Source organism: Streptomyces bullii, from assembly GCF_042657145.1.
Lineage (GTDB): Bacteria > Actinomycetota > Actinomycetes > Streptomycetales > Streptomycetaceae > Streptomyces > Streptomyces bullii.
In genome coordinates this window covers 481699-506975 of record NZ_JBHSNY010000006.1, presented here as the reverse complement: position 1 = coordinate 506975, position 25277 = coordinate 481699, and the positions used below count along the sequence as shown (strand labels likewise).

Sequence of the window (25277 nt, the reverse complement as noted above, 5' to 3'; positions counted from 1 at the left end):
CGTTTCTTCACCGGTTGCCTCCCGTACGCGGCACCACCGGGGCGGCGACCATGTTCTGGATGTAGCTGTCGAACCAGCGGCCGTTGCCGAGGGTGTTGGTGAAGACCCGGACGTAGGGCGCGAGGAGTTTCACGCTGCGGTCCAGGCTGGCCTGGTTGCGTTCGAGCATCTTCACGAAGGTGTCGAGGTTCTTCAGGGCGGGACCGATCTGCTCGCGGTTGTCCTCGACGAGGCCGGACAGCTCGACGCCGAGCGCGGCGGAGGACTTCAGGAGCTTGTGGATGGCCTCCCGGCGCTTGCTGATCTCCTTGAACAGCAGGTCACCGTCCTTGACCAGCGCGGAGAAGTCCCCGGAGCGCTCGGCCAGCACCCCGGTGACCCCGTTGGCGTGGTCGAGGAGTTCACCGAGCGCCTTGTCGCGCGAGGCCACCGTCCGGGAGATCCTCGACAGGCCCTTGATGGAGGCGCGTACCTCGGCCGGCGAGTCCTCGAAGGTGGCCGAGAGGGTGTCCAGCGCCTTGGCGAGCCGCTGTGTGTCGACCTCCTCCGTGGTGGTCGTCAGATCGCTGAACGCCTGCACCACGTCGTACGCCGGGACCGTCCGCCGCAGCGGGATCTCACTGCCCGGCGCGAGCTGCCCCGCACCCTTCGGGTGCAGCGCGAGGTACTTGGCGCCGAGGATGGTCTTGACCCGGATCGACGCCCCGGTCTCGGTGCCGAACGCCGGGTCGTCCTTCAACTTGAAGGTCACCTTGACGTGGTCGCCGTCCAGGTCGACGGTCTCGACCTTGCCGACCTTGACCCCGGCGATCCGCACCTCGTCACCCGGCTTGAGCCCGCCCGCCTCCGCGAACGCCGCGCTGTACGTCTCGCCGCCGCCGATCAGCGGCAGGTCGTCGGCGTTGAACGCGGCGACGGTCAGCAGCGCGAGGGTGGTCAGGCCGGCGGCGCCGACGACGACGGGGTTGCGCTCGCGGAAGGGCTTCAGACGAGGCCGTCGCGGGCGTCGGGGCAGTCGCAGTCTCATCCGCCGCACCTCGCCCGTGCCACGTGCAGTTCCGGAGTGAGCACCTGCCGCGTCTTCGGCAGCACGATCCGGCCGTCGAAGTCGCACAGGTAGAAGTTGAACCACGAGCCGTAGGACGCCGTCCCGGTCAGCTCGTTGAGCTTGTTCGGCAGCCGCTTCAGCACGCCCTCCACGGTCTTCTCGTTGTCGTTCAGCGTTCCGGTGAGCTCCTTGAGCCCGGCGATGTCGTCCTTGAGCGGCGGACGCGCGTCCTTCAGCAGACCGGAGGTGGCCTCGGTGAGGTCACCGATGTTCACCAGCGACTCCCCGAGGGGCTTGCGGTCCGCCGACAGCCCGGAGATGACCCGCCGCAACTGCTCGAGCAGCGCGGAGAACCGCCCGCCGCGCTTGTCGAGCGTCTCCAGCACGGTGTTGAGGTTCTTGATCACCGAACCGATCAGCTCGTCGCGGTCGGCGAGCGTCGTGGTGAGCGACGCGGTGTGCGCGAGCAGGCTGTTCACCGTGCCGCCCTCGCCCTGCAGGGTCCTGATGATCGAGGTGGCCAGACGGTTGACGTCGTTCGGGCTGAGCGCGGCGAACAGCGGCTTGAAGCCGTCCAGCAGCACGTTGAGGTCCAGCGCGGGCTGGGTCCGCGACAGCGGGATGGTGCCGCCGGGCCGCAGCCGGGTGCCGTCGCCCGCGCCCTCGGTGAGCGCGATGTAGCGCTGCCCGACCAGGTTCCGGTAGCGCACCACCGCGTGGGTGCTGGTCAGCAGCGGGCGGTCCGAGCCGACGGTGAACGTCACCTCGGCCAGCGTCCGGTCCTTGATCCGGATGTCCTCCACCTGGCCGACCCGCACCCCGGCGATCCGGATGTCGTCGCCCTCCTCCAGCCCGGTGACGTCGCTGAACACGGCCCGGTAGGTGTCCTTGGGGGTGAAGGAGATGTTGACGATCGTGGCGGCGAGCAGCGCCGTCGCCAGAATCGTGACCAGCGCGAAGAGACTGAACTTGATCAGCGGCGCAGCCGTCCGCCGGGCTCCTGAGGTCCTCATGCGACGCTCACCGCCGTTCCGCGCGCCAGCGGGCCGAACAGCAGGGTCGCGACCGGCGGCACCTCGTCCGCGGGCACGCCCAGCACGGGCGCCACGAGCGAGCCCACCGCCCGCTGCTCGGCGGCCGTCCCGGACACCGGGGACGACACGCTCGAACCGTCCTGCCGCGCACTCGAACCGCCCTCCTTCGTACCGTCGTCGAGTTTCGTGTGCGGCGCGGGCACCCGCGGGTGCGGCAGCCCCCGGCAGTCGGGACCGGACCGCTCGGCGTAGCGCGGCTCCTCGCCGGGCTCGTACCCGGGCCGCTGCCGGACGACTTCGAGGGTGATGCGCATCTCGCCGCCCCGGAACGTCTCCTCCGCCGCCTTCTCCTGCCGGACCAGGCCGGCCAGCAGGCACGGGTACTCGGGGGAGTACCGGGCGAACAGCTCCAGCGTGGGCCGGGAGACCCGCCCGAGGGTGATCAGCCGGTCGCCGTTGCCGTCGAGGAAGCCGCGTGCGGTGTCCGCGACGGTCGCTGTGCCGCGCAGGGCCGCGGCCAGCCGGTCCTTCTTCTCGACGAGGGTGCGGCTGGTGGTGACCGTGTTGCGCAGGATCCGCATCAGGTCGGGCGCCGCGTCGCCGTACACCTCGGCCACGTCCGCGAACCGCGAGATGTCCTCCTTCAGGGACGGCATGTGCGGGTTGAGACGGCGCAGGTAGCTCTCGACCCGGACCAGGTTGGCGCCGATCCGGTCGCCCCGGCCCTCCAGCGCGCCGGCGAACGCCGAGAGCGTGGCGTTGAGTTCGCCCGGCTCGACCGTCCGCAGCAGCGGCAGCAGGTCGTTCATCAGCTGCTGCAGCTCCATGCCGACCTTGGTGCGGTCCTGCGGGATGACGTCCCCGGCCCGGATGGGCCGCGCCGAGGACCGCGCGGGCGCCACGAGGTCGACGTACTTCTCGCCGAACAGGGTCTTGGGCAGCAGCCGCGCCCGCACGTCCGACGGGATGGACGCCGTGTACTCCGGCTTCAGAGCGAGGTCGAGGACCGCCTTGGTGCCGTCCGCGCGCACCGCCCGCACCTCGCCGACCAGCAGCCCGCGCAGCTTGACGTCGGCCCGCGGATCGAGCTGGTTGCCGAGCCGGTCGGCCTGCAGCGTGACCCGGACGACGGGCGTGAACGCCTGCCGGTAGACGGCCACGGCGAGGGACAGCAGCAGCGCGAGCACGACGAGGAAGACCACCCCGTACAGCCGTAGTCTGATGGTTCTCACCGGCCTCACCCCGCGATCCGCACGGTCGTGTTGGCGCCCCAGATCGCGAGGCTGAGGAAGAAGTCCAGGACGTTGATCGCCACGATCGAGGTGCGCACCGCGCGGCCCACGGCGACGCCGACGCCCGCCGGCCCGCCGCTCGCGTGGTAGCCGTGGTAGCAGTGCACCAGGATGATCAGCACCGCGAAGACGATCACCTTGCCGAACGACCAGAGCACGTCGACCGGCGGCAGGTACTGGTGGAAGTAGTGGTCGTACGTGCCCGTCGACTGCCCGTAGTAGACGGTGGTGATGGTCCGGGCGGCGAGGTATGAGGACAGCAGCCCGACCACGTACAGCGGGATCACGGCGACGAACCCGGCGATCATCCGGGTGGTGACGAGGAACGGCAGCGAGGGGACGCCCATGACCTCCAGGGCGTCGGTCTCCTCGCTGATCCGCATCGCGCCGAGCTGCGCGGTGAACCCGGCGCCGACCGTCGCGGACAGGGCGAGACCGGCCACCAGCGGCGCGATCTCCCGGGTGTTGAAGTACGCAGACAGGAACGCCACGAAGTTGGACGTGCCGAGCTGGTTGAGGGCCGCGTAGCCCTGCAGGCCCACCTCGGTGCCGGTGAAGAACGACAGGAAGGCGATCACGCCGACCGTGCCGCCGACGACGGCCAGCGCGCCACGGCCGAAGCTGACCTCGGCCAGCAGCCGCAGGACCTCCTTTTTGTAGCGGCGCAGGGTACGGCCCGTCCACGCCAGGGAGCGGCCGTAGAAGGCGAGTTGGGTGCCCAGCTCCTCCAGGGACTTCAGCGGGCGGTCGACGAGTCGTTGAGGTCGCATCGGCTAGCCCCTCTGCGGGACGACCTGGAAGTACACCGCGGTCATCACGAAGTTGGTCACGAACAGCAGCATGAAAGTGATCACCACGGACTGGTTGACGGCGTCCCCGACGCCCTTGGGGCCGCCCTTGGCGTTGAGCCCCTTGTACGAGGCGACGATCGCGGCGATCGCGCCGAACACCAGCGCCTTCAGCTCGGCCGCCCACAGGTCGGAGAGCTGGGCGAGGGTGGTGAAGGACGCCAGGTACGCGCCGGGTGTGCCGTTCTGCAGGACGACGTTGAAGAAGTAGCCGCCCGCCACGCCGACGACCGACACCAGCCCGTTGAGCAGCACGGCCACCACCATCGAGGCCAGCACCCGCGGCACCACCAGCCGGTGGATGGGATCGATGCCGAGCACCTGCATCGCGTCGATCTCGTCACGGATCTTGCGTGCCCCGAGGTCGGCGCAGATGGCTGTGCCGCCCGCGCCCGCGATCAGCAGCGCGGTCACGATCGGCGAGGCCTCCCGCAGCACGGCGAGCACGGAGGCGGCACCGGAGAAGGACTGGGCGCCGAGCTGCCGGGTGAGGCTGCCGATCTGCAGCGCGATGACGGCGCCGAAGGGGATGGAGACCAGGGCCGTGGGCAGGATGGTGACGCTCGCGACGAACCACGCCTGCTGGATGAACTCGCGCGCCTGGAACGGCCGCCGCGGAATGGTGCGCACGACGTCCAGCGCCAGGGCGAACAGGCTGCCCGAGTGCCGCAGCGCGCCGGTGGGGGAGAGGCTCACGCGTCCGCCACCTCCTGCTTCTTCTCCCGGTGCAGCTCGGCCTCGCGTCTCGCGATCGCCTCCCAGCGGGGCGGGCGGGTGATGCCCGGGCCCGGCAGCAGCCGGGGCGTCAGCTCCTCGGTCCCCGGGCCGTCGTCCACCTGCGACAGCTCCTGCTCGACCTGGGCCGCGTCCTTCTCCTCCGCCATCCCGATCGGCCCCCGCATCCGGCCGTTCAGGAACTGCCGTACGACCGGCTCGTCGCTGGTCAGCAGCTGCTCGCGGGGTCCGAACATCACCAGCTCGCGGCGGAAGAGCAGACCGATGTTGTCCGGGACCTGGCGGGCGGAGGCGATGTCGTGCGTGACGATCAGGAACGTCGCGTCGATCTGGGCGTTGAGGTCGACGATCAGCTGGTTGAGGTAGGCGACGCGGACCGGGTCGAGGCCCGAGTCCGGCTCGTCGAAGAGGATGATCTCCGGGTCGAGGACGAGCGCCCGGGCCAGCCCGGCCCGTTTGCGCATACCGCCGCTGATCTCACCGGGCAGCTTCTCCTCGGCGCCGATCAGCCCGACCATGTCCATCTTCTCCAGCACGACGCGCCGGATCTCGCTCTCGGACTTGCGGGTGTGCTCACGCAGCGGGAAGGCGATGTTGTCGTACAGGTTCATGGAGCCGAACAGCGCGCCGTCCTGGAACAGCACGCCGAACAGCTTGCGCACCTCGTACAGGTCGTGCTCGCGGAGCTTGGTGATGTCCCGGCCCTGGATCGTGATCGACCCGCGCTCCGGCTTCAGCAGTCCGACGAGCGTCTTGAGGAACACGGACTTGCCCGTGCCCGAGGGGCCGAGCATGACCGAGACCTCCCCGGCGGGCAGCGTCAGCGAGACGTCCTGCCAGATGACCTGGTGACCGAAGGACTTCGTGAGCCCTTCCACACAGATCTCGACACCCATCCGGTTCACCCTTCGCCCACGGGAGCAGCTCCGACATCTGCTCTACGGGGAGGGCAGGGGCGTCCGTCGCGGCGGAACAGATTTTTTTCGGACGGGTTTGCGGGTGGGAGGTGGTGAGGGGGCGCCGGGTAGGGGTGCGGGCGCGGCGCGGCTGAGATGCGGTCGGCCTACGGGTCGGAATGCAGGCGGGTCGCGGGTCGGATGCGCTCGGGTTGCGGCTGGCCACGCGGCCGGTTCACGGGCGGGGCGCGGGGGCGATGCGGCCGGCTCACGGTCGGGACCCAGGCGGGGCACGGACAGGTACGCGGCCGGGGCATGAGTGGGGGGGCGCCGCCGGTCTACGGCCGGTCGTGGACGGGGCGCGGGTTGTGGCTTGGCTCCGGTGTGCGGCCGGGAGATGCAGGCGGGTCGCGGACGGGCGCGGGCAGGGGCGCCCGGGCGGACGTGGACGGGCTGCGTGTCGGACACGGCCGGTCTCTGCAGGCGGGGTGCAGGGGGCTCACGGAGGGTGAGGCGGCCGGAGCGCGGGCGGGGGCGCCGCCGGTCTACGGGCGGTCGCGGACGGGCCGCGGGTCAGGGCTCAGACCTGAGATGCGGTCGGCCTAAGGGCGGGGATGCAGGCGGGTCGCGGGTCGGATGCGCTCGGGTTGCGGCTGGCCACGCGGCCGGTCGTCGGGCGGTCGCGGACGGGCCAGGGGCGGGAGCGCCGGGTCGTCGGGCGGTCGTGGACGGGCCACGGGTCGGGACTCACCGTCCACGGTGGGGATGCGGTCGATCTACGGTCGAGGACCCAGGCGGTTCGCGGTGGGGATGCGGCTGGTCCGCGGGCCGGGGGGCAGGCGGGCAGCGGCCGTGTCACCGGCGGCAACGCCGCGGCGTGTCACGGCTGGGTCTGGGACAGCTCCGGGGCCGGCGTGCTCGTGGGGGACGCCTTCAGCGGGGCGGGGGGTACCGCGGGGGTGCCCTGGCCCGAGGGGAGTGAGGGAACCGACGGCACCGACGGGGCCGAGGGGGCCGAGGGAACCGACGGGGCGGTCGGCAGGTCCGGCACCGCCGACCCCGTCGGCAGGTCCGGCACGGGCGGCAGCTCCGGCACGGCGGGTACGTCCGTCACGTCGGTCACGTCGGGAAGCGGCGGGACCTCGGCCTCCGGCAGCGGGGGAAGCGACGGCGGTGACGGCAGGGTCAGCGGCAGCAGCGGACCGTCCGTGGGGGAGGCCGACGGAGCCGATGACCCGGGCGAGGGGACGTGCGACGCACCGGCTCCCGCCCGGCCGGTGCCGTCGGGCCCCAGCGTCTCCACACCCCGGGACGCGGGCGGCCGCGGCGTCGCGTCGCCGCCGTGTCCGTCGAGGGCGGACGGCAGGACGAGCCCCGCCACCGCCAGCGTCGCCGCCGTCGAGGCCGCCGCCACGGCCTGCGCCTTGCCACCGGCCCGCGGTCGCCCCCGCCCGCACAGGAACAGGGCGAAGGCGAGCGTCCCGGCCAGGGAGTTGCGCAGCGTGCGCCGGGCCCGGGCCAGCAGCGACTCCACGGTCCGGTAGCTCAGCCCCATCTCCACGGCGACCTGGCCGACGTCCAGGTCCTGCGACTTCAGCCGCAGCGCCTCGGCCTGCCGGGCAGGCAGCTCACCGCTGCGCACCGCCAGCCACCGGGCCTCGGCCCGGTCGCACACCGCCTCCTCCACGGGCACCGGACCCGGCGCGACCAGCGTCGGACTGTGACGCACCTCGGCCTCGCGGTTGACCTGCCGGTACCGGTCCACGCACAGCCGCATCGTCACGGTCGTCAGCCAGGCGGCCAGACGCTCGTCGTCCAGGTCAGGGCGTTCCGCGGCACGCAGCATCGCCTCGTGCACCGCGTCCTCGGCGTCCTCCAGGCTCATCGAGCGGCGCCGGGCCACCTTGAGCAGTTGCTCACGGTGCTTCCACATTCGCTCCCAGCGCTCGTGCGCCGCTCGCGTCTTCGCAGGCATGTCCGTCGCCATGAGGGCCCCTTCGCGCTCACCCGCCGGTTACGTGCTGTCCGGCGGGGCGCGACATTACCGCCCGGTAGCCGCAGTTGTGGAGGGGGCGGAGGCCATCGAGTCCACACTGTTGCCGGTCAGAGGCCCGTCGCCGGGCAGCAGACCGTCACCGGGCAGGTCCAGACCGGGGTCCGGAACGGGTGGCTCGGGCGACTGCGACTCCCGCGGCTCGCTCGCCGGACGGGTCGGGGTGGGCGTGGGCGAGGCGGGCGCGGACGGTGTCCGGGACGGGGCGGAGGTGCTCGGGCGGGCGGACGAGTCCGGCTTCGGCGTGGGAGCCGGCCGCGACGGTTCGGGGCGCGCCGGGGGCGTGGGCTTCGCGGACCCGTCCGGCACCACCCGGTGCCCGGTGAGAAAGTACGCGTACCAGGCCCGGACGGTGCGCAGGTACTCCGTCGAGTGGTTGTAGCCGAGGATCGCCCGGTCCAGTTCGGCCGGAACGGACAGATCCCGCCCGCCCGCGCACAGATAGCGCCCGGCGGCGAGTGCCGCGTCGAAGACGTTGTTCGGGTCGGCGCGCCCGTCGCCGTTGCCGTCCGCGCCCCAGCGCGCCCAGGTGGACGGGATGAACTGCATCGGGCCGACCGCGCGGTCGTAGACGGCGTCCCCGTCGTACGCGCCGCCGTCGGTGTCCCGGATGACGGCGAAGGCGCCGCCGTCCAGCCGCGGACCGCGGATGGGTGTCACGGTCGTCCCGTCCGCGGTCACCCTGCCGCCCCGGGCCTGCCCGGACTCCACCTGGCCGATCGCGGCCAGCAGCTGCCACCGCAGCCGGCAGCCGGGCGCGGTGCGGGCGAGTTCCTCCTCGGCGTCGCGGTAGGCGGCGAACACGCTCGCCGGCAGTGCGGCACCCGCCGGCACGGCGTCTCCCCCTGTGCGGTCCCCTCCGGCCGCTCCGGCCCCCTCGGCCCTGAGCGGCGGAAGCTCGGTGCGGTACGGGCTGTCGCCGGACACGCTCGGCCCGTCCTCGGCGGGTGCCGGCCGCACCGGCGCCGAGGCGCGCGCCATGAGCGCCCCCGGTGCCTGCGAGGCCGTCAGCGCCGCCATCGCGGCCGCCGTGATCACCGTAGCCCTGACCCCTCTGACTCTGTGCCCTGCCACGTTCGCGTCCCCTCCTCGTGTGCTGCTCTCGTCAGCTCTACGGGGAGGGGCGGCGGGTCCGTCGCGCCGAACAGGGGAAATCCGGGCGGAGGCGAGAGGGGCGGTGCGGCAGGGGGCCCTGTGGCGCGGCGGAGCCCCGGGGAGCCCTGGGCGGGGAAATTCCGGGAAGCCGGGACCGTACGGCTGTCCGTTAAGGTCTCCCCAAGCGGCCGGGGCCGGACCGGTCCCGATCGCGGACCCGGCGGCACGCGCGGGTCAGAGCAGATGCCATGGGGGCACAGTGCGACTGAAAGTGGAGTTCACGACCGAGCCCTTCGACCTCGACGAGGCGCCCGCGCACGCGCTGGTGGCCCGTGAGGTCATCGAGGCGGCGGAACTGGACGCGGTGGACGTCGGCCCGTTCGGCAACACCGCCGAGGGCCGTGCCGATGTGGTGCTCACCGCCGTGGACGCGCTGCTGCGCCAGACCCTGGAGGCCGGGGCCACCCGGATCTCCCTCCAGGTCAACGTCGTCGAGGAGGGCGACCGGTGACCGGCGCCGGTGACGAGCCGTTCATCGCGGCCGTGAAGCCCCTGGTCGACGCGATCGGCGGGGAGATGGTCCCGCCGGACGAGGCCGGCCCCGACGACGTCGTGCTCTCCTGGGAGGGCGCGGACGCCGTCGCCGTACGCCTGCCGCAGCTCGCGGATTCCCTGGACCACATCCTGGCCGCCATGGAGCGCCAGAGGGGCAGACCGCTGTCCGAACTGGACCGCAAGGCGAAGCAGGAGGTCGTACGGACCCTGGAGGCGCGCGGCGCCTTCTCCGTACGGCACGGCGTGGAGACCGTGGCGAGCGCGCTCGGGGTGAGCCGCTTCACCGTCTACAACTACCTCAACCGCCAGAAGGAGGCCTGAGGCGAGCGCCCCGGTCACAGGGCCTCCTCACTCCGACGGCCCGGACCCGGACGGGCCCGGATTCCGACGGCCCCCGAATTTTCAACAAAGTGTTGACGCGGTGTCGCCGAAGGGCGTTAGCTACTGCCACGCCCGTTCAGCACGAAGGCCGTATCCGGCCACGGAGGCTCCCGTGACGTCCACTTCCACGCCGCCGGGCCTGGCCCGTTTCAACGCCCTCGACGACCGCGCGGCCCTCGCCGCCCTGCACGAGGTGTGCGCCTCCACGGCGTGGGGGAAGCGGCTGGTCGCCGCCCGCCCCTACGCCACCTTGGAGGATCTGTACGCCGCCGCCGACGCCGCCGTGGCCGAGCTGACCCCCGCGGACCTCCAGGAGGCGATGGCCGGGCACCCGCCGATCGGACGCCCCAGGCCCGGCGACCCCACCTCGGCCCGGGAACAGCGCGGCATGGCCGGCGCCTCCGAGGAGCTCAAGGCTCAGATGCTGGAACTGAACCTCGCCTACCAGGAGAGGTTCGGCCACGTCTTCCTCGTCTGCGCCACCGGCAGGACCGGCGAGCAGATGCGCGACGCGATCAGGGAACGGATCGGCAACCCGCCGGAGCGGGAGCGGGAGATCGTCCGCACCGAACTGGGCAAGATCAACCGTATCCGGCTCGCCCGACTCGTCGAAGAGGACTGAGCAGCATGAGCACCAGCAGCACCGCATCCGTGTCCACGCACATCCTGGACACCAGCGCCGGCCGCCCCGCCGAGGGCGTCGCCGTCCAGCTCGCCGCGCGCGGGGGCCGGGAGGCGGACTGGCGGGTGCTCGGCGGTTCCGCGACCGACGCGGACGGGCGGTGCAAGGATCTCCCGGCCCTCCCGGAGGGGACCACCCACGTACGGCTCGACTTCGCCGTGGAGCCGTACTTCGAGAGAACCGCGAAGAAGCAAGCCGATGCGCAGCAGGACGCCCCCGCGAATCGGGACAGCGGTGCCGTGTTCTTCCCGGAGGTGGCGATCACCTTCGCCGTGAACCCCGGCGAGCATTACCACGTACCGCTGCTGCTCAACCCGTTCGGCTACTCCGTATACCGAGGGAGCTAGCGAGCAATGCCCACCATTCTGGGACAGAACCAGTACGGCAAGGCCGAGAACCGAGTCGTCAAGATCACGCGGGACGGCGCCACCCACCACATCAAGGACCTGAACGTCTCCGTCGCCCTCTCCGGCGACATGGACGAGGTCCACTACTCCGGCTCCAACGCCAACGTCCTGCCGACCGACACCACCAAGAACACGGTGTACGCGTTCGCCAAGGAGTACGGCATCGAGTCCGCCGAGCAGTTCGGCATCCACCTCGCCCGGCACTTCGTCACCAGCCAGGAGCCGATCCACCGGGCGCGCATCCGCATCGAGGAGTACGCCTGGGAGCGGATCGAGACCTCCGACGCCAACTCGAAGTTCATCGGCGCCGACGAGGTCAAGCACTCCTTCGTCCGCAAGGGCCAGGAGGTGCGCCTGACCCAGATCACCTACGACGGCGAGCGGTGGGAGGTCGTCTCCGGGCTGAAGGACCTCGTCGTGATGAACTCGACGAACTCGGAGTTCTGGGGCTACGTCAAGGACAAGTACACGACGCTCAAGGAGGCCTACGACCGCATCCTGGCCACCCAGGTCTCCGGCCGCTGGCGGTTCAACTGGACCGACGACGAGCAGCGCATGCCCAACTGGGAGAAGTCCTACGAGCAGACGAGGAAGCACATGCTCCAGGCCTTCGCCGAGACCTACTCCCTGTCGCTCCAGCAGACGCTGTACCAGATGGGCGCGCGCATCATCGACCACCGCAGCGAGATCGACGAGGTCCGCTTCTCCCTCCCGAACAAGCACCACTTCCTCGTGGACCTGGAGCCGTTCGGGCTGAAGAACGACAACGAGGTCTACTTCGCCGCCGACCGCCCCTACGGCCTGATCGAGGCGACGATCCTCCGGGACGGCTGCGAGGCGAAGATCCCGGTGGACCTCACCAACCTCTGACCTCTCCCTCTTTCGGCACCCGTGGCCGGGGGACCCGCTTCTCCGGCCACGGCACTCAAACCTCCCAGGGTCCTGCCGTGCCCCCTCCACCTCAGCGCAAAGGACGAACCATGGCAGCAGACCGGCGCATCGTCATCGAGAACTGTGCGATCGCGACCGTCGACGGGAACGACACCGAGTACGCCTCGGGTCACGTCGTGCTCGCCGGCAACCGCATCGAGTCGCTCGGCGCGGGCAAGGCCCCCGAGGGCCTAGAGAACGTCGCACGCCGTATCGACGCCACCGGGCACCTCGTGACCCCCGGCCTGATCAACACGCACCACCACTTCTACCAGTGGATCACCCGGGGCCTGGCCACGGACCACAACCTGTTCGACTGGCTCGTGGCGCTGTACCCGGTGTGGGCGCGCATCGACGAGCCGATGGTGTACGCGGCGGCCCAGGGCTCGCTCGCGATGATGGCCCGCGGCGGCGTCACCACCGCCATGGACCACCACTACGTCTTCCCGCAGGGCTCCGGCGACCTGTCCGGGGCGATCATCCGCGCCGCCCGCGAGACGGGGGTGCGCTTCACCCTCGCCCGCGGCTCCATGGACCGCAGCGTCAAGGACGGCGGCCTGCCGCCGGACTTCGCCGTCGAGACCCTCGACGGCGCGCTGGCCGCCACCGAGGAGACCGTACGGCAGCACCACGACGCCTCCTTCGACGCGATGATTCAGGTCGCCGTCGCGCCCTGCTCGCCCTTCTCCGTCTCCACGGAACTGCTGCGGGACGGCGCCGAACTGGCCCGCCGCCTCGGGGTCCGCCTGCACACCCACGGATCGGAGACCGTGGAGGAGGAGAAGTTCTGCCACGAGCTGTTCGGCATGGGCCCGACCGACTACTTCGAGTCCACCGGCTGGCTCGGCGAGGACGTGTGGATGGCGCACTGCGTCCACATGAACGACTCCGACATCGCCGCCTTCGCCCGTACGAAGACCGGTGTGGCGCACTGCCCGTCGTCGAACGCCCGTCTCGCGGCCGGCATCGCCCGCGTCCCGGACATGCTCAGGGCCGGTGTCCCGGTCGGCCTCGGCGTCGACGGCACCGCGTCCAACGAGTCCGGCGAACTCCACACCGAGCTGCGCAACGCCCTGCTCATCAACCGCCTCGGCGCCCACCGCGAGGCCGCCCTGAACGCCCGCCAGGCACTGCGTCTGGGCACCTACGGCGGCGCCCAGGTGCTGGGCCGCGCCGCCGAGACCGGTTCCCTGGAGCCGGGCAAGCTCGCCGACCTGGTGCTGTGGAAGATGGACACCCTCGCCCACGCCTCCATCGCCGACCCGGTGACCGCGCTGGTCTTCGGCGCGGCGGCCCCGGTCACCGCCTCCTTCGTGAACGGACGGCAGATCGTCGAGCACGGCCGTCTGCTCACGGTCGACGGGGACGCGATCGCCCGCTCCACGCGGGACGAGGCACAGCGGCTGGCGAGGATCGCCGCACAGTAACTCCGTATCCGAGCAAGGCAGTCGAGGTACGGCACTTGATCTCCGGCCGGGAGGGACGGCTCCCGGCCGGTGGCCGTGGACCCGAGCGGGGTTCATGGCGGCCGTCTCCGGGGCGCGCGTGGACGCGCGTGCCCCGGAACGGTCTCCGTCACCCGGTCCCGCACGACCACCCGCACCACCTCCCTGAAACCCACGGCAGCCCTTTCCCGCTGCCGTGCAACCGACCGGAGGAGAGCCGCCGTGGCCGACCATCCAGCCGTACACCCCGTCGACGAGAAACTCCCCGCCGTGAAGATGGCGACCACCGGCCTGCAGCACGTGGCCGCCATGTACGCGGGAGTCGTCGCCCCACCCCTGATCGTCGGCGCGGCCATAGGCCTGACCGCCACCGAACTGACCTTCCTCACCGGCGCCTGCCTCTTCACCGCGGGCCTGGCCACCTTCCTCCAGACCCTGGGCATCTGGAAGATCGGCGCCCGGCTGCCCTTCGTCAACGGCGTCACCTTCGCGGGCGTCGCCCCGATGACCGCGATCGTCGCCTCCACCGACGACAAGTCCGACGCGCTGCCGGTCATCTTCGGCGCGGTCATCGTGGCCGGCCTCCTCGGCTTCCTCGCCGCGCCCTTCTTCAGCAAGGCGGTCCGCTTCTTCCCGCCGGTCGTCACCGGCACGGTGATCACCCTGATCGGCGTCTCGCTGCTGCCGGTCGCCTTCGGCTGGGCGCAGGGCGCCGCGCCCTCGGCGGACGACTACGGCTCACCCACCAACCTGGGCCTGGCCGCCGGCACCCTCGTCATCGTGCTGCTCCTGCGCCGCTTCACCCGTGGCTTCGTCAAGCAGATCGCCGTCCTGCTCGGCCTGGTCGCCGGCACGCTGGTGGCGATCCCCTTCGGTGCCACCGACTTCTCGCCGGTCGCGGACGCGGACGTGATCGGCTTCCCGACCCCGTTCCACTTCGGCGCCCCGCAGTTCCAACTGGCCGCGATCCTGTCGATGTGCGTGGTCATGGTGGTCTCGATGACGGAGTCCACCGCCGACATGCTGGCGCTGGGCGAGATCGTCGAGCGCCCGGCGGACGAGAGGACCATCGCGGCGGGCCTGCGCGCCGACACCCTCGGCTCGGCGGTCAGCCCCGTCTTCAACGGCTTCATGTGCAGCGCCTTCGCCCAGAACATCGGCCTCGTCGCCATGACGAGGATCCGCAGCCGCTACGTGGTGGCCACCGGCGGCGCGTTCCTGGTCCTGATGGGCCTGTGCCCCATGGCCGCCTCGCTCATCGCCGTCGTACCGCGCCCGGTCCTCGGCGGCGCGGGCGTGGTGCTGTTCGGCTCGGTCGCGGCCAGCGGCATCCAGACCCTGGTCCGGGCCGGCCTGGACAGGGACAACAACGTCCTGATCGTGGCGGTCTCCCTGGCCGTTGGCATCATCCCGATCACGGCGCCGGAGTTCTACCACGCCTTCCCGGAGACCGCGAAGATCGTCCTCGACTCGGGCATCTCGACCGGGTGCGTGGCGGCGGTCCTGCTGAACCTGGTCTTCAACCACCTGGGCAGGGGCGGCCGGGACGCCCACGAGGTGACACATCCGATGGAGGCGGGGGAGGAGATCACCGGGGCGACCCGGGCACCGGCCACACCCTGAGCCGGAACCGGCCGGCCGCCCCGCACCCCACACGGCGGGTGCGCGGGGGCCCCGCGCCTCAGCCCACTGGGGATGCGGGTGCCGACGCCGGTCGTACGTGGGCGAGGCGACGCGGGCCGGTACCCCTGCGCCGTGGCCGTCACCCGCTCCGTGCCCGGTCGGGCGACCCGCCGGTGCGGCTCGCCGCGCGGGCCGACAGTGCCTGGATGCTCAGAGCCCGAACGGGCCCGGGTCCGCCGCCAGTTCCTTGAAGTACTCGCGGGGGGCGGCGACCAGGCGCCGTGCCTTGAGGTCCATCAGCCCGCCGACCGCCGTGATCTCGGCGGCGACGGTGCCGTCCGTCTTGCGGATCGTCTGGTGGATGCGGAACGTCTTGCCTTCGCCCCACTCGAAGCCACACGTCACCTCCACCTCGTCGCCCGCCAGCAACTCGCGCCGGTAGCTGATGGTCGTCTCCAGGGCGACCGGGCCCACGCCCCTGCCGATGAGACCCCCCTGACTGATCCCCGCGGCCCGCAGCAGCGACCAGCGGGCGTGTTCCGCGTAGCTGAGGTACACGCTCTGGTTGAGGTGCCCCTGGACGTCCGTCTCGTACCCACGGACGGTCACCGGAACGGAAAACTCTTCGCTCACGGATTCCTCTTCTCGTGCCACGGTTGCTGGTTGAACTGATCCTGACATGTGGCCGCTACATCCGTCGCGGGGAAGCCAGCAGATAGCGCTCCCTCGTCCGGGGTTCCGTGTGCTCGCCGACCTGCCATCCGGCCCGCTCCAGCGTCGCGGCACAGGCCCCCAGGGTCGCGCCGTCCGGCTCGTACACGGCGACGGCCTCCGGCTGCGGGGTGGCGCGCACCCGGTAGCCCTCCGTGTCCGGCCCGGCCGGGCGGTGGCCGGCCGCCTCCAGGGCCAGCGCGGCGGCCTGCACCAGGTGGGTCCGCTCCCAGCCGCACGGCCGGTCCACGGACCCGTCGGGGTTGGTCATCCGGCGCAGCTCCAGCAGGCCCTGCCAGGCGCTGTGCACCTCACGCCGGCGGGCCGGGCCGGAGTCCACGGGCGTCCGTTCGCCGCCGGCCCGCGCGGCGAACACCCCCGTGTCCGCGGTCGCCGCCGGTTCTCCCGGCTCATGCCCGGCCTTCCGTATCCGGTGTCCGGCCGGGGTCAGGAAGTGGTCGTGCGGCGGCCGCGGGTGCCGGAAGGCCAGACCCCGCTTCACCAGCGCCGCGAGCTGGGCCTCCGTACCCTTCAGACGCCCGGTCACGGGGTCGGCGGCGTCGATGACCCGCCGTTGCGCGGCGGTGGGCGGTCGGGTCACGGCGTGCTCCTTTCCCGGACGAGGCGCACCGGCGGCGGTGCTGCGGTCGTCTCAGGCGAAGACTACGATCCGGGTCTGACACCGGGCGCGCGACGACCGTGCCCGCAGGAGCCCGCCGCCGGGTGCGGCTCCCCGCTCCTGCCGCTACCCGTGGCCCACCGCCCGGTCCGGCCCCCGCTCCTGCCGCGTTGCCCGCCCCGGGTCGGCTCCGCGCTACTGCCGGTACCCGCTCAGGAACCGACCGATCCGCCCGATCGCCGCTTCCAGGTCGTCCGCGTACGGCAGCGTGAGGATCCGGAAGTGGTCGGGGGCCGGCCAGTTGAAGCCCGTGCCCTGCACCACTTGGATCTTCTCCCGCAGCAGCAAATCCAGGACGAACTTCTCGTCGTCGTGGATCCTGTGCACCTTGGGGTCGAGGCGAGGGAAGGCGTACAGCGCGCCCTTCGGCTTCACGCACGTCACGCCGGGGATCTCGTTGAGCTTCTCCCAGGCCACGTCGCGCTGCTCGCGCAACCGCCCGCCCGGCGCGGTCAGCTCGCGGATGGACTGCCGGCCGCCGAGCGCGGCCTGGATGGCGTACTGGGCGGGCGCGTTGGCGCACAGCCGCATGGAGGCCAGCATGGTCAGCCCCTCCAGGTAGTCCTTCGCGTGCTGCTTCGGACCCGTGACCACCAGCCAGCCGGAGCGGAAGCCGGCCACCCGGTACGTCTTGGACAGGCCGCAGAAGGTGAGGACCACCAGGTCGGGGGCGAGCGCGGCGGCCGAGTGGTGCACAGCGTCGTCGTACAGGATCTGGTCGTAGATCTCGTCGGCGAAGACCATCAGGCCGTGGCGGCGGGCGAGGTCGAGGATGCCCTCGACGATCTCCTTCGGGTAGACCGCGCCGGTGGGGTTGTTCGGGTTGATGATGACCACGGCCTTCGTACGGTCCGTGATCTTCGACGCCATGTCGTCCAGGTCCGGGTACCACTCGGCCTGCTCGTCGCACAGGTAGTGCACCGCCGTGCCGCCCGCGAGGGTCGTCACCGCCGTCCACAGCGGGAAGTCCGGCGCGGGGACGAGGATCTCGTCGCCGTCCTCGATCAGCGCCTGTACGGCCATCGAGACCAGCTCCGAGACGCCGTTGCCGAGGAAGACGTCGTCGACGTCGACCTCCACGCCGAGCGTCTGGTAGCGCTGGGCGACGGCCCGGCGGGCGGACAGGACGCCGCGCGAGTCCGTGTAGCCGTGCGCCTGCGGCAGCATCCGGATCATGTCCTGGAGGATCTCCTCCGGCGCCTCGAAGCCGAACAGCGCAGGGTTGCCGGTGTTGAGCCGCAGCACGCTGTGGCCGGCCTCCTCCAGTGCGTTGGCGTGCTCTATCACCGGACCGCGGATCTCGTAACAGACCTCGCTGAGCTTGCTCGACTGCCGGAACTCCATGCGCCGCCACCTCTTCGGTATCTGGTGTTGCTTGGTTTTACCAAGTGTGCGCTTGGAAAGTCCAACAACATGTCTAGACTGCGTCGCATGTCACCCCGCGCTCGCCGAAGTTATGACCAGTACTGTTCCGTCGCCCGCGCCCTCGACCTGGTCGGGGACCGCTGGACCCTGCTCATCGTCCGGGAGTTGCTGGCCGGCCCCCGTCGCTACACGGACCTGCACGCGGACCTGCCGGGCGTCAGCACGGACGTACTGGCCTCGCGGCTGCGGGACATGGAGCGCGACGGCCTCGCGACCCGGCGCCGGCTGCCGCCGCCCGGCGCGGCGTACGTCTATCAACTGACCTGTCGGGGGCTGGAGTTGCTGCCCGTGCTCCAGGCGCTGGGGGAGTGGGGACAGCCCGAGCTGGGGGAGCGGCGGCCTACGGACGCGGTGCGTGCCCACTGGTTCGCGCTGCCGCTGCTGCGCGCCCTGGAGGGGCCGGGCGTGGTCGAAGTCAGCCTGGAGGAGGGCGACTTCCACCTGTACGCCGGCGCCGAGAACGGCCCCGTGTACGGCGACGGACCCGCCCCCTCGGAGCCCGATGTCCGACTGGTCCTGGACACCGACACGTGCACGGCGATCAGCCGGGGTGAGCTGACCCTGGTCCAGGCGGTGCGGGACGGGCGGGTGGAGGTGACCGGGGAAGGGGTGCTCGCCAAGGCGCTGTGGGAGGGGTAGCCCGGAGGTCCGCGGGCCGGGGGTGACAGCCGTGAGGCCCGCCCGGGGAGGCGGTCGTGGCCCCCGGGCCCGCGCGCCAGGGGCCGCGGACTGCCGAGGCGGCGCCGACAGATGCACAGCTCGGGGAGGGTGGTCGCAAGGGCGTGCGCCGCCCAGGGGAAGCCGCCGCGGCAGGCGGTCGACGAAGAGGCCCGCTGCGCCGGGCAGCGGGCCTGACCGACGGTGTGTCACGCCCCCGGCGGCATCCGCGACGGCCGGCCCGGGCCGCGGGTCAGTGCGTACCCGGCGATTCCCGCCAGCGCGGCGAGCACACCGCCCACCGCGGTCCACACCCAGCGGTCGGACCACCAGCCCGACGCCCAGCCGTCCTCCGGGTCGGTGTCCGCCAGAGCGGCCGAAGTGCGCTCGCTCCGCTCGGACTTCGCCGCGACGCCCGGAACCAGCGGCTTCGCCAGTGAGCCGTCCACCGCCGCCGCGCCGCCGAGGTCCTCGGAGCCGACCCGCACCTCGGTGCCGACCGGCAAACCCAGGTCGGAGGCCGGCACGTGCACGACCGTCAGGCGGATGTAGTACGTGCCCGGCAGCGGGTCGTCGGCCCACGGCTCGGACCAGGCCCGAACGGTGCGCAGCACGCAGGCCAGTTCCAGCGACGAGACCCCGGCCGCTGCGGTGCGGGTCTGCGCCCCGTACTGGCAGGCCTGGCGGCGGCGCAGCCCGTCGTACACGTCGATCTGCCAGGTCTGGGCGGCGTGCGTCTTCGGCAGTTCCACCGTGGCCCGGACGGTGGGGCGCTGCCCGGCGTCCGCGGGGAACGACCAGTACAGGTAGTCGCCCGCGGAGCCGTTCGCCGTGGCCCGCTGCCCCTGCTCGATCTCCGTGGCCGTACGGAACGACGTACCCGCCCTCGTCGGCGCCGCGCCGTCGTCCGAGGCGCTCGGCGACGGCGAGGAGTCGGCCGCCGCGGGACCCGCGGCCAGCCCGAGCGCCAGTACAGCAGCGCCGAGCATCCGTGTCATGCGCATCAGTTGGTCCTCCAGACCGCGACCCGCCAGCGTGACAGCCAGCCCCGGACGAGACCGGCGAGGAAGCCGGTCAGGATGAGCGCGCCGAGCAGCCACCAGCCGCGGCCCAGGCCGAACGCGGCCACGTCGCTCGCCTGCGAGGGGCCGTCCACCACGTCCACGGTCAGCTCCAGCGGCAGACCGGGCGTGGTCTTCACCCCGGAGGCCGCCGAGAAGGAGTTCGTGACCGCCAGGCACACGGTCTCGGCGGGGGCGTCCTGCGCGTCACGGTCGGGCTTGGGGTACCTGAGCCCGGTGGAGATCACATCCGTACGGCCGTTGCCGGCCGCCTCCCCGCGTACGATCTCCCGGCCGTGCACCGTGACGGCCCGCAGCAGCACGCCGTAGTCCGGGTGCACCGCACGGTCGGCCGCCACGCTCACCGAGGCGCGCAGCTCCTGGCCGGGCCGCACGTCCACCCGGTACCAGCGCTGCTGCCCGAACTCCTCGCGGTCCGTGTACAGGCCCGACTTCACCTCGGGTGCCCGGGCGCACTCGGCGGCGCCCTGGACCGCCACCGGCGTCACCACCGGCTCGGCGGCCCGGTCCACCAACTCGTTGACGCGGTCGGTGAGTTCGTCCTGGTGCTCGACCGACGCGTAGGTGCCGCCGGTGGCCTCGGCGATGCAGCTGAGCTGCCGGCTCAGCTTGGCGTCGGGCACCAGGCCCAGGGTGTCGATGGTCAGGCCGATGCCCTTGGCCGCGATCTCGCGGGCCACCTCGCACGGGTCGAGCGGGGCGCAGGTGTCCTCGCCGTCGCTGATCAGCACGATCCGCTTGGAGCCGTTGCCGCCGTCCAGGTCGTCGGCCGCCTTCAGCAGGGCGGGGCCGATCGGCGTCCAGCCCGTCGGGGTGAGCGTGGCCACGGCCGTCTTGGCCTCGGTGCGGTCGAGCGGTCCGACCGGGTAGAGCTGAGCGGTGTCCCTGCAGCCCTCCTCGCGGTCGTCCCCGGGGTAGTTGGCGCCCAGGGTGCGGATGCCGAGCCGGACCTCCTCGGGCGTGGCGTCGAGCACCTCGTTGAACGCCTGCTTCGCCGCCGCCATCCGTGACCGGCCGTCGATGTCCCGGGCCCGCATCGAACCGCTCACATCCAGGACGAGGTCGACCTTGGGGGCGTCCTGGCCGGTGGGTTCACCGGCGGACGCCCCGGCCGGGAAGGCGAGCCCGGCCGCCAACGCGGCGAGCAGAGCACCGGCCCCGGCCGCCAGCCGTGTTCTTGTGATCATCGGCGGATCTTACGGAGCGGCGGTGCCGTGATCCAAAACGGGCCTTCTTCAACCGGCTTTCCAGCGCACGGGGTTGGGCAGCTCCGCCCACAGGTCCCCGGCCGTCTGCGGTGACATCCGCATCAGGGTCAGTGCCTTCGCCGGCAGGGGATCGTCGAGGAGTGCCGCCAGGTCAGGGGTGCGCGGCAGGTCCCGTACGGCTGTCTCCAGCGCCTCCCGCAGGGCTTGGCCCGAGCCCGCCGTGCCGGCCAGGGACCCCGCCACCAGGGAGCCGAACAGCTTGCGGCGCAGCACGCGTTCGTCGTCCGTGACCATGCGGACGGGCAGCGCGGGGACCGGGACGCCGTGCCGCGCCAGGCGGGCCGGGCTGACGCGGATGTCGGCCAGGTCCCGGTAGACCAGCCGCAGCGGGTCACCCGTCGGCGACAGCACCACCAGGAGGTTCTGGCCGTGCGCCTCCAGGGCCACGCCCAGCTCCAGCAGGCGCAGCCCGACCGTGAGGGCGAGGCGCGCGAAAGCGGCCGGCCAGGCGGGGGATCGGGGCAGGTCCGTCGTCGCCAGGGCGGCCACGGGCGCCACCCGCTCCCCGGCCGCCGCGTAGGCCTGCGGCGACTCTCGCAGGACGGCCGCGAGATCCGGGGAGCCCGCCGCGGCCGCGCCCAGCGTGCGGGTGACGTGCAGCAGGCCGTCCGCGCGGGCCGCCAGCGCCTGCCCGAAGTCGGACAGCACCGCGGAGGCGGCGATCGACGGCAGGGAGATGTCCCGCACCGACGACGTCAGCCGGGCGCTCAGGGCCGTCTTCACATGCGGCCCGCCGGGCAGCGCGAGCGTCCGCAGGGACATCAGCGGATGCGCGGCCATCCGCTCCTCGCAGGCGCGCTTCAGGACGTGCCCCGCCTGCCAGGGATGCACCGGCACCACCACCCGCCGCCCGTCCCGCAGTCCCTGCGGCCACACCCCCGACACCAGGCACTCCCGTGCCGGAACCGGCACCAGCCCCAGCTCCACGACCGGCCCGTGCTCCGGCCCGTAGGCCAGTTGCTCGGCCACCGAGAAACCGGGCCGCGACCGGCAGGTGGGGTGGAAGGGATGCCCGTCCACCACCCGCTGCTCCCACTCCCAGTCGGTCGAGGGCCACTCCTTGGCAGGAGAGCGCCGCCCGGCCCGCGACAGCGCCAGCGACGCCACGCTGTGCCCGAGCTCGGCGGCGAAACCCGCCGAGTGCGGTACGGCAAGGTCCGTCATCAGCCTCGCCGGATCGTCGTAAGCCACCTCGTCGAGCCGTACGACGGTGACGTACGCGTCGGTCGCGTACGGATCCGGGTGCGGCCCGTACAGCCGGCGGCCGTCGGACAACCGCAGCACGAGCCCGTCCCGGCCCGGTGCGCGGCCGGCCAGCCACGGCAGCGGCTCGTGCGCCAGCCCGCGCCACAGACGGGTCAGCACGGCCGCACGGGCGCCGGGCAGAGCGGCCGCGTACCCCGGAACGAGCTCGGGGCGGACCGCGGCGAGTTCGTCGGCGACCTCGGCCTCGGCGGTGGAGGGACGGTGCACGGGCGGGCTCCTCGGGTACGAATAGGGCGTCACGGGGGAGGGACGACGAGCGACATACTGATCATCCCCGCCCGGACGCGACCGTAGGGAACAAGTGGAACGCCTGGACCTCATGCCCCCGCCCACCGGCGACGACGCCGCATCCCGCGCCGGCGTCGCCGAGCGCGCCGACGCGTACGCGGCCGCGCCGCTGCTGAACTGCCTGCTGCGGGAGGTCGCCGAGCCGGTGCCGGGCCAGGGGCCCGGGGGCGTCCGCGGCGCCGTAACCGGAGCCGGCGGAGCGTCCGGGGCACCGGACGAACGCCGGGTGTACCGGCTGCCCGGCGGGGGCCGTCTGCTGCGGGTGCGCGGCACTCGTCGGCCCGCCGAGCCCGAGCTGTACCGGGCGGGCGCCTGGCACCGCGTCGGCCACCCTGAACTGGTGAAGCTCGTCGCCGAGGAACTGCGCCGGTACACCGGTGTGTCCAACCACGAACTGCCCGCCGAGATGATCGACAGCCGCGAGGCCGTGGCCGCCCTGCTGACCGCCCGGGCCCGCGCCACCCCGCCCGAAGACCCCTACCTGCGCTCCGAGCAGTCCCTGGTCACCGGGCACACCCACCACCCCGCCCCCAAGGCGCGCGGCGGCGGCCCGGCCGCCGGGTGGCTGCCGTACGCGCCCGAAGCGCACGCCCGGTTCCCGCTGACGCTGCTCGGTCTGCGCGAGGACACCGTCGCCGAGGAGGGCGACACCTCGGCCCTGGACGCCCTCGGCACCGCCCCGCCCGGCTACCGGCTGCTGCCCGCCCACCCCTGGCAGCTCACCCTGGCCGGCCGGGGCCTCGCCGAGGCGTTCGCGGACGGCAGGCTCGTACGGCTGGGCACGACCACGTTCGACGTCTGGCCCACGGCCGCGATCCGCACCCTGTACGCCCCCGACCACGACCTGTTCCTGAAGGTCAGCCTGGACGTCCGCATCACCAACGACATCCGCCGGCTGTGGCGCCACGACCTGCTCGGACTGCGTCGGACGGACGCGGCGACGGCCCGGGCCCTGGACGGCGGCCCGGCGGCCTGGCTGAGCGACCGCGGCTACCGCACCGCGGACTTCGCCTTCGAGGAACTTGCCGTCATCGTCCGCGACGGCTTCGCCGGCCGTGTGCGGCCCGGCGCCACGCCGCTGCTCGCCGCCGGCCTCGTGGAGGGCTTCGCCGGCAGCCCGCTCGGCACCGCCGCCGACCCGGCGTCCTGGTGGGAGGCGTACCTGGCCCAGGTGGTCCCGCCGGCCCTGCGGGCCTTCGCCGACCACGGCGTCGTCCTGGAGGCGCACCTGCAGAACACCCTCGTCGCCGTCGACGCCGGCGGCACGCCGGTGCAGGCGCTGTTCCGGGACGCCGAGGGCGTGAAACTGCTGCCGGAGGTGACCCGCCGGGCCGGCTGGGAGCGGCTGGTGTACTGCCTGGTCGTCAACCATCTCACCGAGGTCGCCGGCGCCCTCGCCGAACGCCATCCCGGCCTCGACCCGTGGCCCGCCGCACGCCGCGAACTGAGCCGCCACGGCCTGCCCGAGGCCGAAGCCCTCCTCACCGCGCCCACCCTCCCCGGCAAGACCAACCTGCTGCTGCGCTGGACGGGCGCGGACGGCGCCGACGCCCGCTACCTGCCGCTGCCGAACCCGCTGGCCGCACCGCCGCCCCACCCATAAATACGATCAGCGCACCCGGGGCCTCCCGTACCCTGGCCGGTGTGCTGCGCGACGTGACCGCTGTTCGATACGTGACCCCGCTGAGGTCGGGCGGCTCCGTACCCGCAGTGGTCGAGGCCGACGACCTCGGCACGTACGTCGTGAAGTTCACCGGCTCCGCTCAGGGCCGCAAGGCGCTGGTCGCCGAGGTGATCGTGGGCGAGCTGGCCCGCGCCCTGGGGCTGCGCTTCCCGGAGCTGGTCCTGGTGCACTTCGACCCGGCGATCGCCGAGCACGAGCCGCACCAGGAGGTCCGGGACCTGCACGCGTCCAGCGCCGGGGTCAACCTCGGCATGGACTACCTGCCGGGCGCCAAAGACTTTACGCCGAAGGTCGCCGAGTCCTTCCCCGTGGACCGGCTGGAGGCGGGCCGGATCGTGTGGCTCGACGCCCTGACCGCGAACGTCGACCGCACGGTCCACAGCTCCAATTTGATGGTCTGGCCGACGTTCGGCACGGCGCCCCCGCGCCTGTGGCTGATCGACCACGGCGCCGCCCTGGTCTTCCACCACCGCTGGGACACCTCGGCCCCGCAGAAGGCGTACGACTTCCGGCACCACGCCCTCGGCCGCTACGGGCCCGACGTCCGCGCCGCCGACGCCGAACTGGCGCCCCGCGTGACCGAGGAGCTGCTGCGCGGGATCGTGGCGGAGGTCCCCGACGCCTGGCTCGCCGAGGAGCCGGGCTTCACCACGGCCGACGGGGTCCGGGACGCCTACGTCGGCTACCTCCACGCGCGCGTGCGGGCCTCCGCGTCCTGGCTCCCCACCGACTTCCCCTCCGGGGAGGAACTCGCCGCCGAGGAGGCCCGGCGGGCGGCGCGAACGCAGCGAGGCCGGCCGGACTGGCTCAAGCGGGTCCCGGACCTGCACGGCAAGCCGGCCGCGGAACAGGATTGGGCGGTACACCTGGGATGACCACACAGGGCAGGCAGGCCACACAGGCCACGGACGCCACGGAAGAGCACCGCGTCCAGATCGAGTACTGCACCCAGTGCCGCTGGCTGCCCCGCGCCGCCTGGCTGGCGCAGGAGCTGCTGACGACCTTCGAGACCGAACTGGCCGAGCTGTCCCTGAAACCGGGGACCGGCGGCGTCTTCGTCGTCCGCGTCGACGGCGAGGTGGTGTGGGACCGCCGGGAGCAGGGCTTCCCGGAGCCGACGGCCGTGAAGAAGGCCGTACGCGACCGAGTGGCCCCGGGCAGGTCCCTGGGCCACTCGGACCGTTCAGCGTGAG

The 25277-nt window shown here is 72.6% G+C and carries 25 protein-coding genes; 11 read left to right on the top strand and 14 right to left on the bottom strand.

Annotated elements, in window-relative coordinates; translation table 11 throughout:
- Positions 1-7: 7 nt before the first annotated feature.
- The 8 genes from ACFPZJ_RS19995 to ACFPZJ_RS19960 form a co-directional block, all read right to left on the bottom strand.
- Complete coding sequence (locus ACFPZJ_RS19995; RefSeq protein ID WP_381023222.1) at positions 8-1027, bottom strand: MCE family protein; 1020 nt, start codon at positions 1025-1027, stop codon at positions 8-10.
- Entirely contained in the window at positions 1024-2061 is a 1038-nt protein-coding gene (locus ACFPZJ_RS19990; protein ID WP_381023220.1) for an MCE family protein, read from the bottom strand. The genes ACFPZJ_RS19995 and ACFPZJ_RS19990 overlap by 4 nt, the downstream gene beginning before the upstream one ends.
- The gene (locus ACFPZJ_RS19985) at positions 2058-3314 is read right to left on the bottom strand and encodes an MCE family protein (protein ID WP_381023217.1); all 1257 of its coding nucleotides are present in this window, start codon (positions 3312-3314) and stop codon (positions 2058-2060) included. Before ACFPZJ_RS19985 ends, ACFPZJ_RS19990 begins: the two co-directional genes overlap by 4 nt.
- Positions 3315-3319: 5 nt before the next feature.
- A complete protein-coding gene (locus tag ACFPZJ_RS19980) occupies positions 3320-4144 on the bottom strand; it encodes an MlaE family ABC transporter permease (RefSeq protein WP_381023214.1) in 825 nt (274 codons plus the stop codon).
- 3 nt (positions 4145-4147) lie between these two features.
- Positions 4148-4918: an MlaE family ABC transporter permease gene (locus ACFPZJ_RS19975; RefSeq protein ID WP_381023212.1), complete on the bottom strand. Its 771-nt coding sequence runs from the start codon at positions 4916-4918 to the stop codon at positions 4148-4150.
- Positions 4915-5853, bottom strand: a complete 939-nt coding sequence (locus ACFPZJ_RS19970) for an ABC transporter ATP-binding protein (protein WP_381023210.1) — start codon at positions 5851-5853, stop codon at positions 4915-4917. Before ACFPZJ_RS19970 ends, ACFPZJ_RS19975 begins: the two co-directional genes overlap by 4 nt.
- 880 nt (positions 5854-6733) lie before the next feature.
- On the bottom strand, positions 6734-7840 hold the full coding sequence (locus ACFPZJ_RS19965) for an RNA polymerase sigma factor (RefSeq protein WP_381023208.1): 1107 nt from the start codon (positions 7838-7840) through the stop codon (positions 6734-6736).
- A 54-nt stretch (positions 7841-7894) separates the two neighbouring features.
- Entirely contained in the window at positions 7895-8980 is a 1086-nt protein-coding gene (locus ACFPZJ_RS19960; protein ID WP_381023205.1) for a lytic transglycosylase domain-containing protein, read from the bottom strand.
- 280 nt (positions 8981-9260) lie between these two features.
- Between ACFPZJ_RS19960 and ACFPZJ_RS19955 the strand changes: the two genes are divergently transcribed.
- The 7 genes from ACFPZJ_RS19955 (at position 9261) to ACFPZJ_RS19925 (ending at position 15024) form a co-directional block, all read left to right on the top strand.
- The gene (locus ACFPZJ_RS19955) at positions 9261-9512 is read left to right on the top strand and encodes a YkoF family thiamine-binding protein (protein ID WP_381023203.1); all 252 of its coding nucleotides are present in this window, start codon (positions 9261-9263) and stop codon (positions 9510-9512) included.
- The gene (locus tag ACFPZJ_RS19950; protein WP_381023200.1) at positions 9509-9877 is read left to right on the top strand and encodes a helix-turn-helix domain-containing protein; all 369 of its coding nucleotides are present in this window, start codon (positions 9509-9511) and stop codon (positions 9875-9877) included. The genes ACFPZJ_RS19955 and ACFPZJ_RS19950 overlap by 4 nt, the downstream gene beginning before the upstream one ends.
- Positions 9878-10049: 172 nt before the next feature.
- A complete protein-coding gene (gene uraD / locus ACFPZJ_RS19945) occupies positions 10050-10559 on the top strand; it encodes a 2-oxo-4-hydroxy-4-carboxy-5-ureidoimidazoline decarboxylase (protein WP_381023197.1) in 510 nt (169 codons plus the stop codon).
- 5 nt (positions 10560-10564) lie between these two features.
- Positions 10565-10966: a hydroxyisourate hydrolase gene (gene uraH, locus ACFPZJ_RS19940; protein ID WP_381023195.1), complete on the top strand. Its 402-nt coding sequence runs from the start codon at positions 10565-10567 to the stop codon at positions 10964-10966.
- Positions 10967-10972: 6 nt separating this feature from the next.
- Positions 10973-11896, top strand: coding sequence for a factor-independent urate hydroxylase (pucL, locus tag ACFPZJ_RS19935; protein WP_381023193.1), 924 nt, complete (start codon positions 10973-10975; stop codon positions 11894-11896).
- 110 nt (positions 11897-12006) lie between these two features.
- Positions 12007-13383: an 8-oxoguanine deaminase gene (locus ACFPZJ_RS19930; protein ID WP_381023191.1), complete on the top strand. Its 1377-nt coding sequence runs from the start codon at positions 12007-12009 to the stop codon at positions 13381-13383.
- Positions 13384-13623: 240 nt separating this feature from the next.
- Positions 13624-15024, top strand: coding sequence for a nucleobase:cation symporter-2 family protein (locus tag ACFPZJ_RS19925; RefSeq protein ID WP_381023189.1), 1401 nt, complete (start codon positions 13624-13626; stop codon positions 15022-15024).
- A 210-nt stretch (positions 15025-15234) separates the two neighbouring features.
- Here ACFPZJ_RS19925 and ACFPZJ_RS19920 read toward each other — a convergent pair whose 3' ends face one another.
- The 3 genes from ACFPZJ_RS19920 to ACFPZJ_RS19910 all read right to left on the bottom strand — a co-directional run bounded on the left by ACFPZJ_RS19920 (position 15235) and on the right by ACFPZJ_RS19910 (position 17758).
- A complete protein-coding gene (locus tag ACFPZJ_RS19920) occupies positions 15235-15657 on the bottom strand; it encodes an acyl-CoA thioesterase (RefSeq protein ID WP_381023186.1) in 423 nt (140 codons plus the stop codon).
- A 55-nt stretch (positions 15658-15712) separates the two neighbouring features.
- Positions 15713-16336: a hypothetical protein gene (locus tag ACFPZJ_RS19915; protein WP_381023184.1), complete on the bottom strand. Its 624-nt coding sequence runs from the start codon at positions 16334-16336 to the stop codon at positions 15713-15715.
- Between the two features lie 213 nt (positions 16337-16549).
- A complete protein-coding gene (locus ACFPZJ_RS19910; RefSeq protein WP_381023181.1) occupies positions 16550-17758 on the bottom strand; it encodes a pyridoxal phosphate-dependent aminotransferase in 1209 nt (402 codons plus the stop codon).
- 87 nt (positions 17759-17845) lie between these two features.
- Between ACFPZJ_RS19910 and ACFPZJ_RS19905 the strand changes: the two genes are divergently transcribed.
- The gene (locus ACFPZJ_RS19905) at positions 17846-18478 is read left to right on the top strand and encodes a winged helix-turn-helix transcriptional regulator (RefSeq protein ID WP_381023178.1); all 633 of its coding nucleotides are present in this window, start codon (positions 17846-17848) and stop codon (positions 18476-18478) included.
- 227 nt (positions 18479-18705) lie between these two features.
- On the opposite strand, the gene ACFPZJ_RS19900 is transcribed toward ACFPZJ_RS19905, so the two are convergent.
- The 3 genes from ACFPZJ_RS19900 to ACFPZJ_RS19890 are packed head-to-tail and all read right to left on the bottom strand — an operon-like array spanning position 18706 to position 22319.
- Positions 18706-19500, bottom strand: coding sequence for a hypothetical protein (locus ACFPZJ_RS19900; protein WP_381023175.1), 795 nt, complete (start codon positions 19498-19500; stop codon positions 18706-18708).
- On the bottom strand, positions 19500-20765 hold the full coding sequence (locus tag ACFPZJ_RS19895) for a vWA domain-containing protein (protein WP_381023173.1): 1266 nt from the start codon (positions 20763-20765) through the stop codon (positions 19500-19502). Before ACFPZJ_RS19895 ends, ACFPZJ_RS19900 begins: the two co-directional genes overlap by 1 nt.
- A gap of 48 nt (positions 20766-20813) precedes the next feature.
- On the bottom strand, positions 20814-22319 hold the full coding sequence (locus tag ACFPZJ_RS19890; RefSeq protein ID WP_381023170.1) for an IucA/IucC family protein: 1506 nt from the start codon (positions 22317-22319) through the stop codon (positions 20814-20816).
- 103 nt (positions 22320-22422) lie between these two features.
- Between ACFPZJ_RS19890 and ACFPZJ_RS19885 the strand changes: the two genes are divergently transcribed.
- From ACFPZJ_RS19885 to ACFPZJ_RS19875, 3 genes are read left to right on the top strand one after another with little or no spacing between them, the layout of a single operon-like run.
- Entirely contained in the window at positions 22423-24003 is a 1581-nt protein-coding gene (locus tag ACFPZJ_RS19885; protein WP_381023474.1) for an IucA/IucC family protein, read from the top strand.
- Between the two features lie 41 nt (positions 24004-24044).
- Positions 24045-24959 (top strand): HipA family kinase, encoded by a 915-nt coding sequence (locus tag ACFPZJ_RS19880; RefSeq protein ID WP_381023167.1) that lies wholly within the window; start codon positions 24045-24047, stop codon positions 24957-24959.
- Positions 24956-25276, top strand: a complete 321-nt coding sequence (locus tag ACFPZJ_RS19875; protein WP_381023164.1) for an Rdx family protein — start codon at positions 24956-24958, stop codon at positions 25274-25276. The genes ACFPZJ_RS19880 and ACFPZJ_RS19875 overlap by 4 nt, the downstream gene beginning before the upstream one ends.
- The last annotated feature ends 1 nt before the right edge of the window (position 25277 follow it).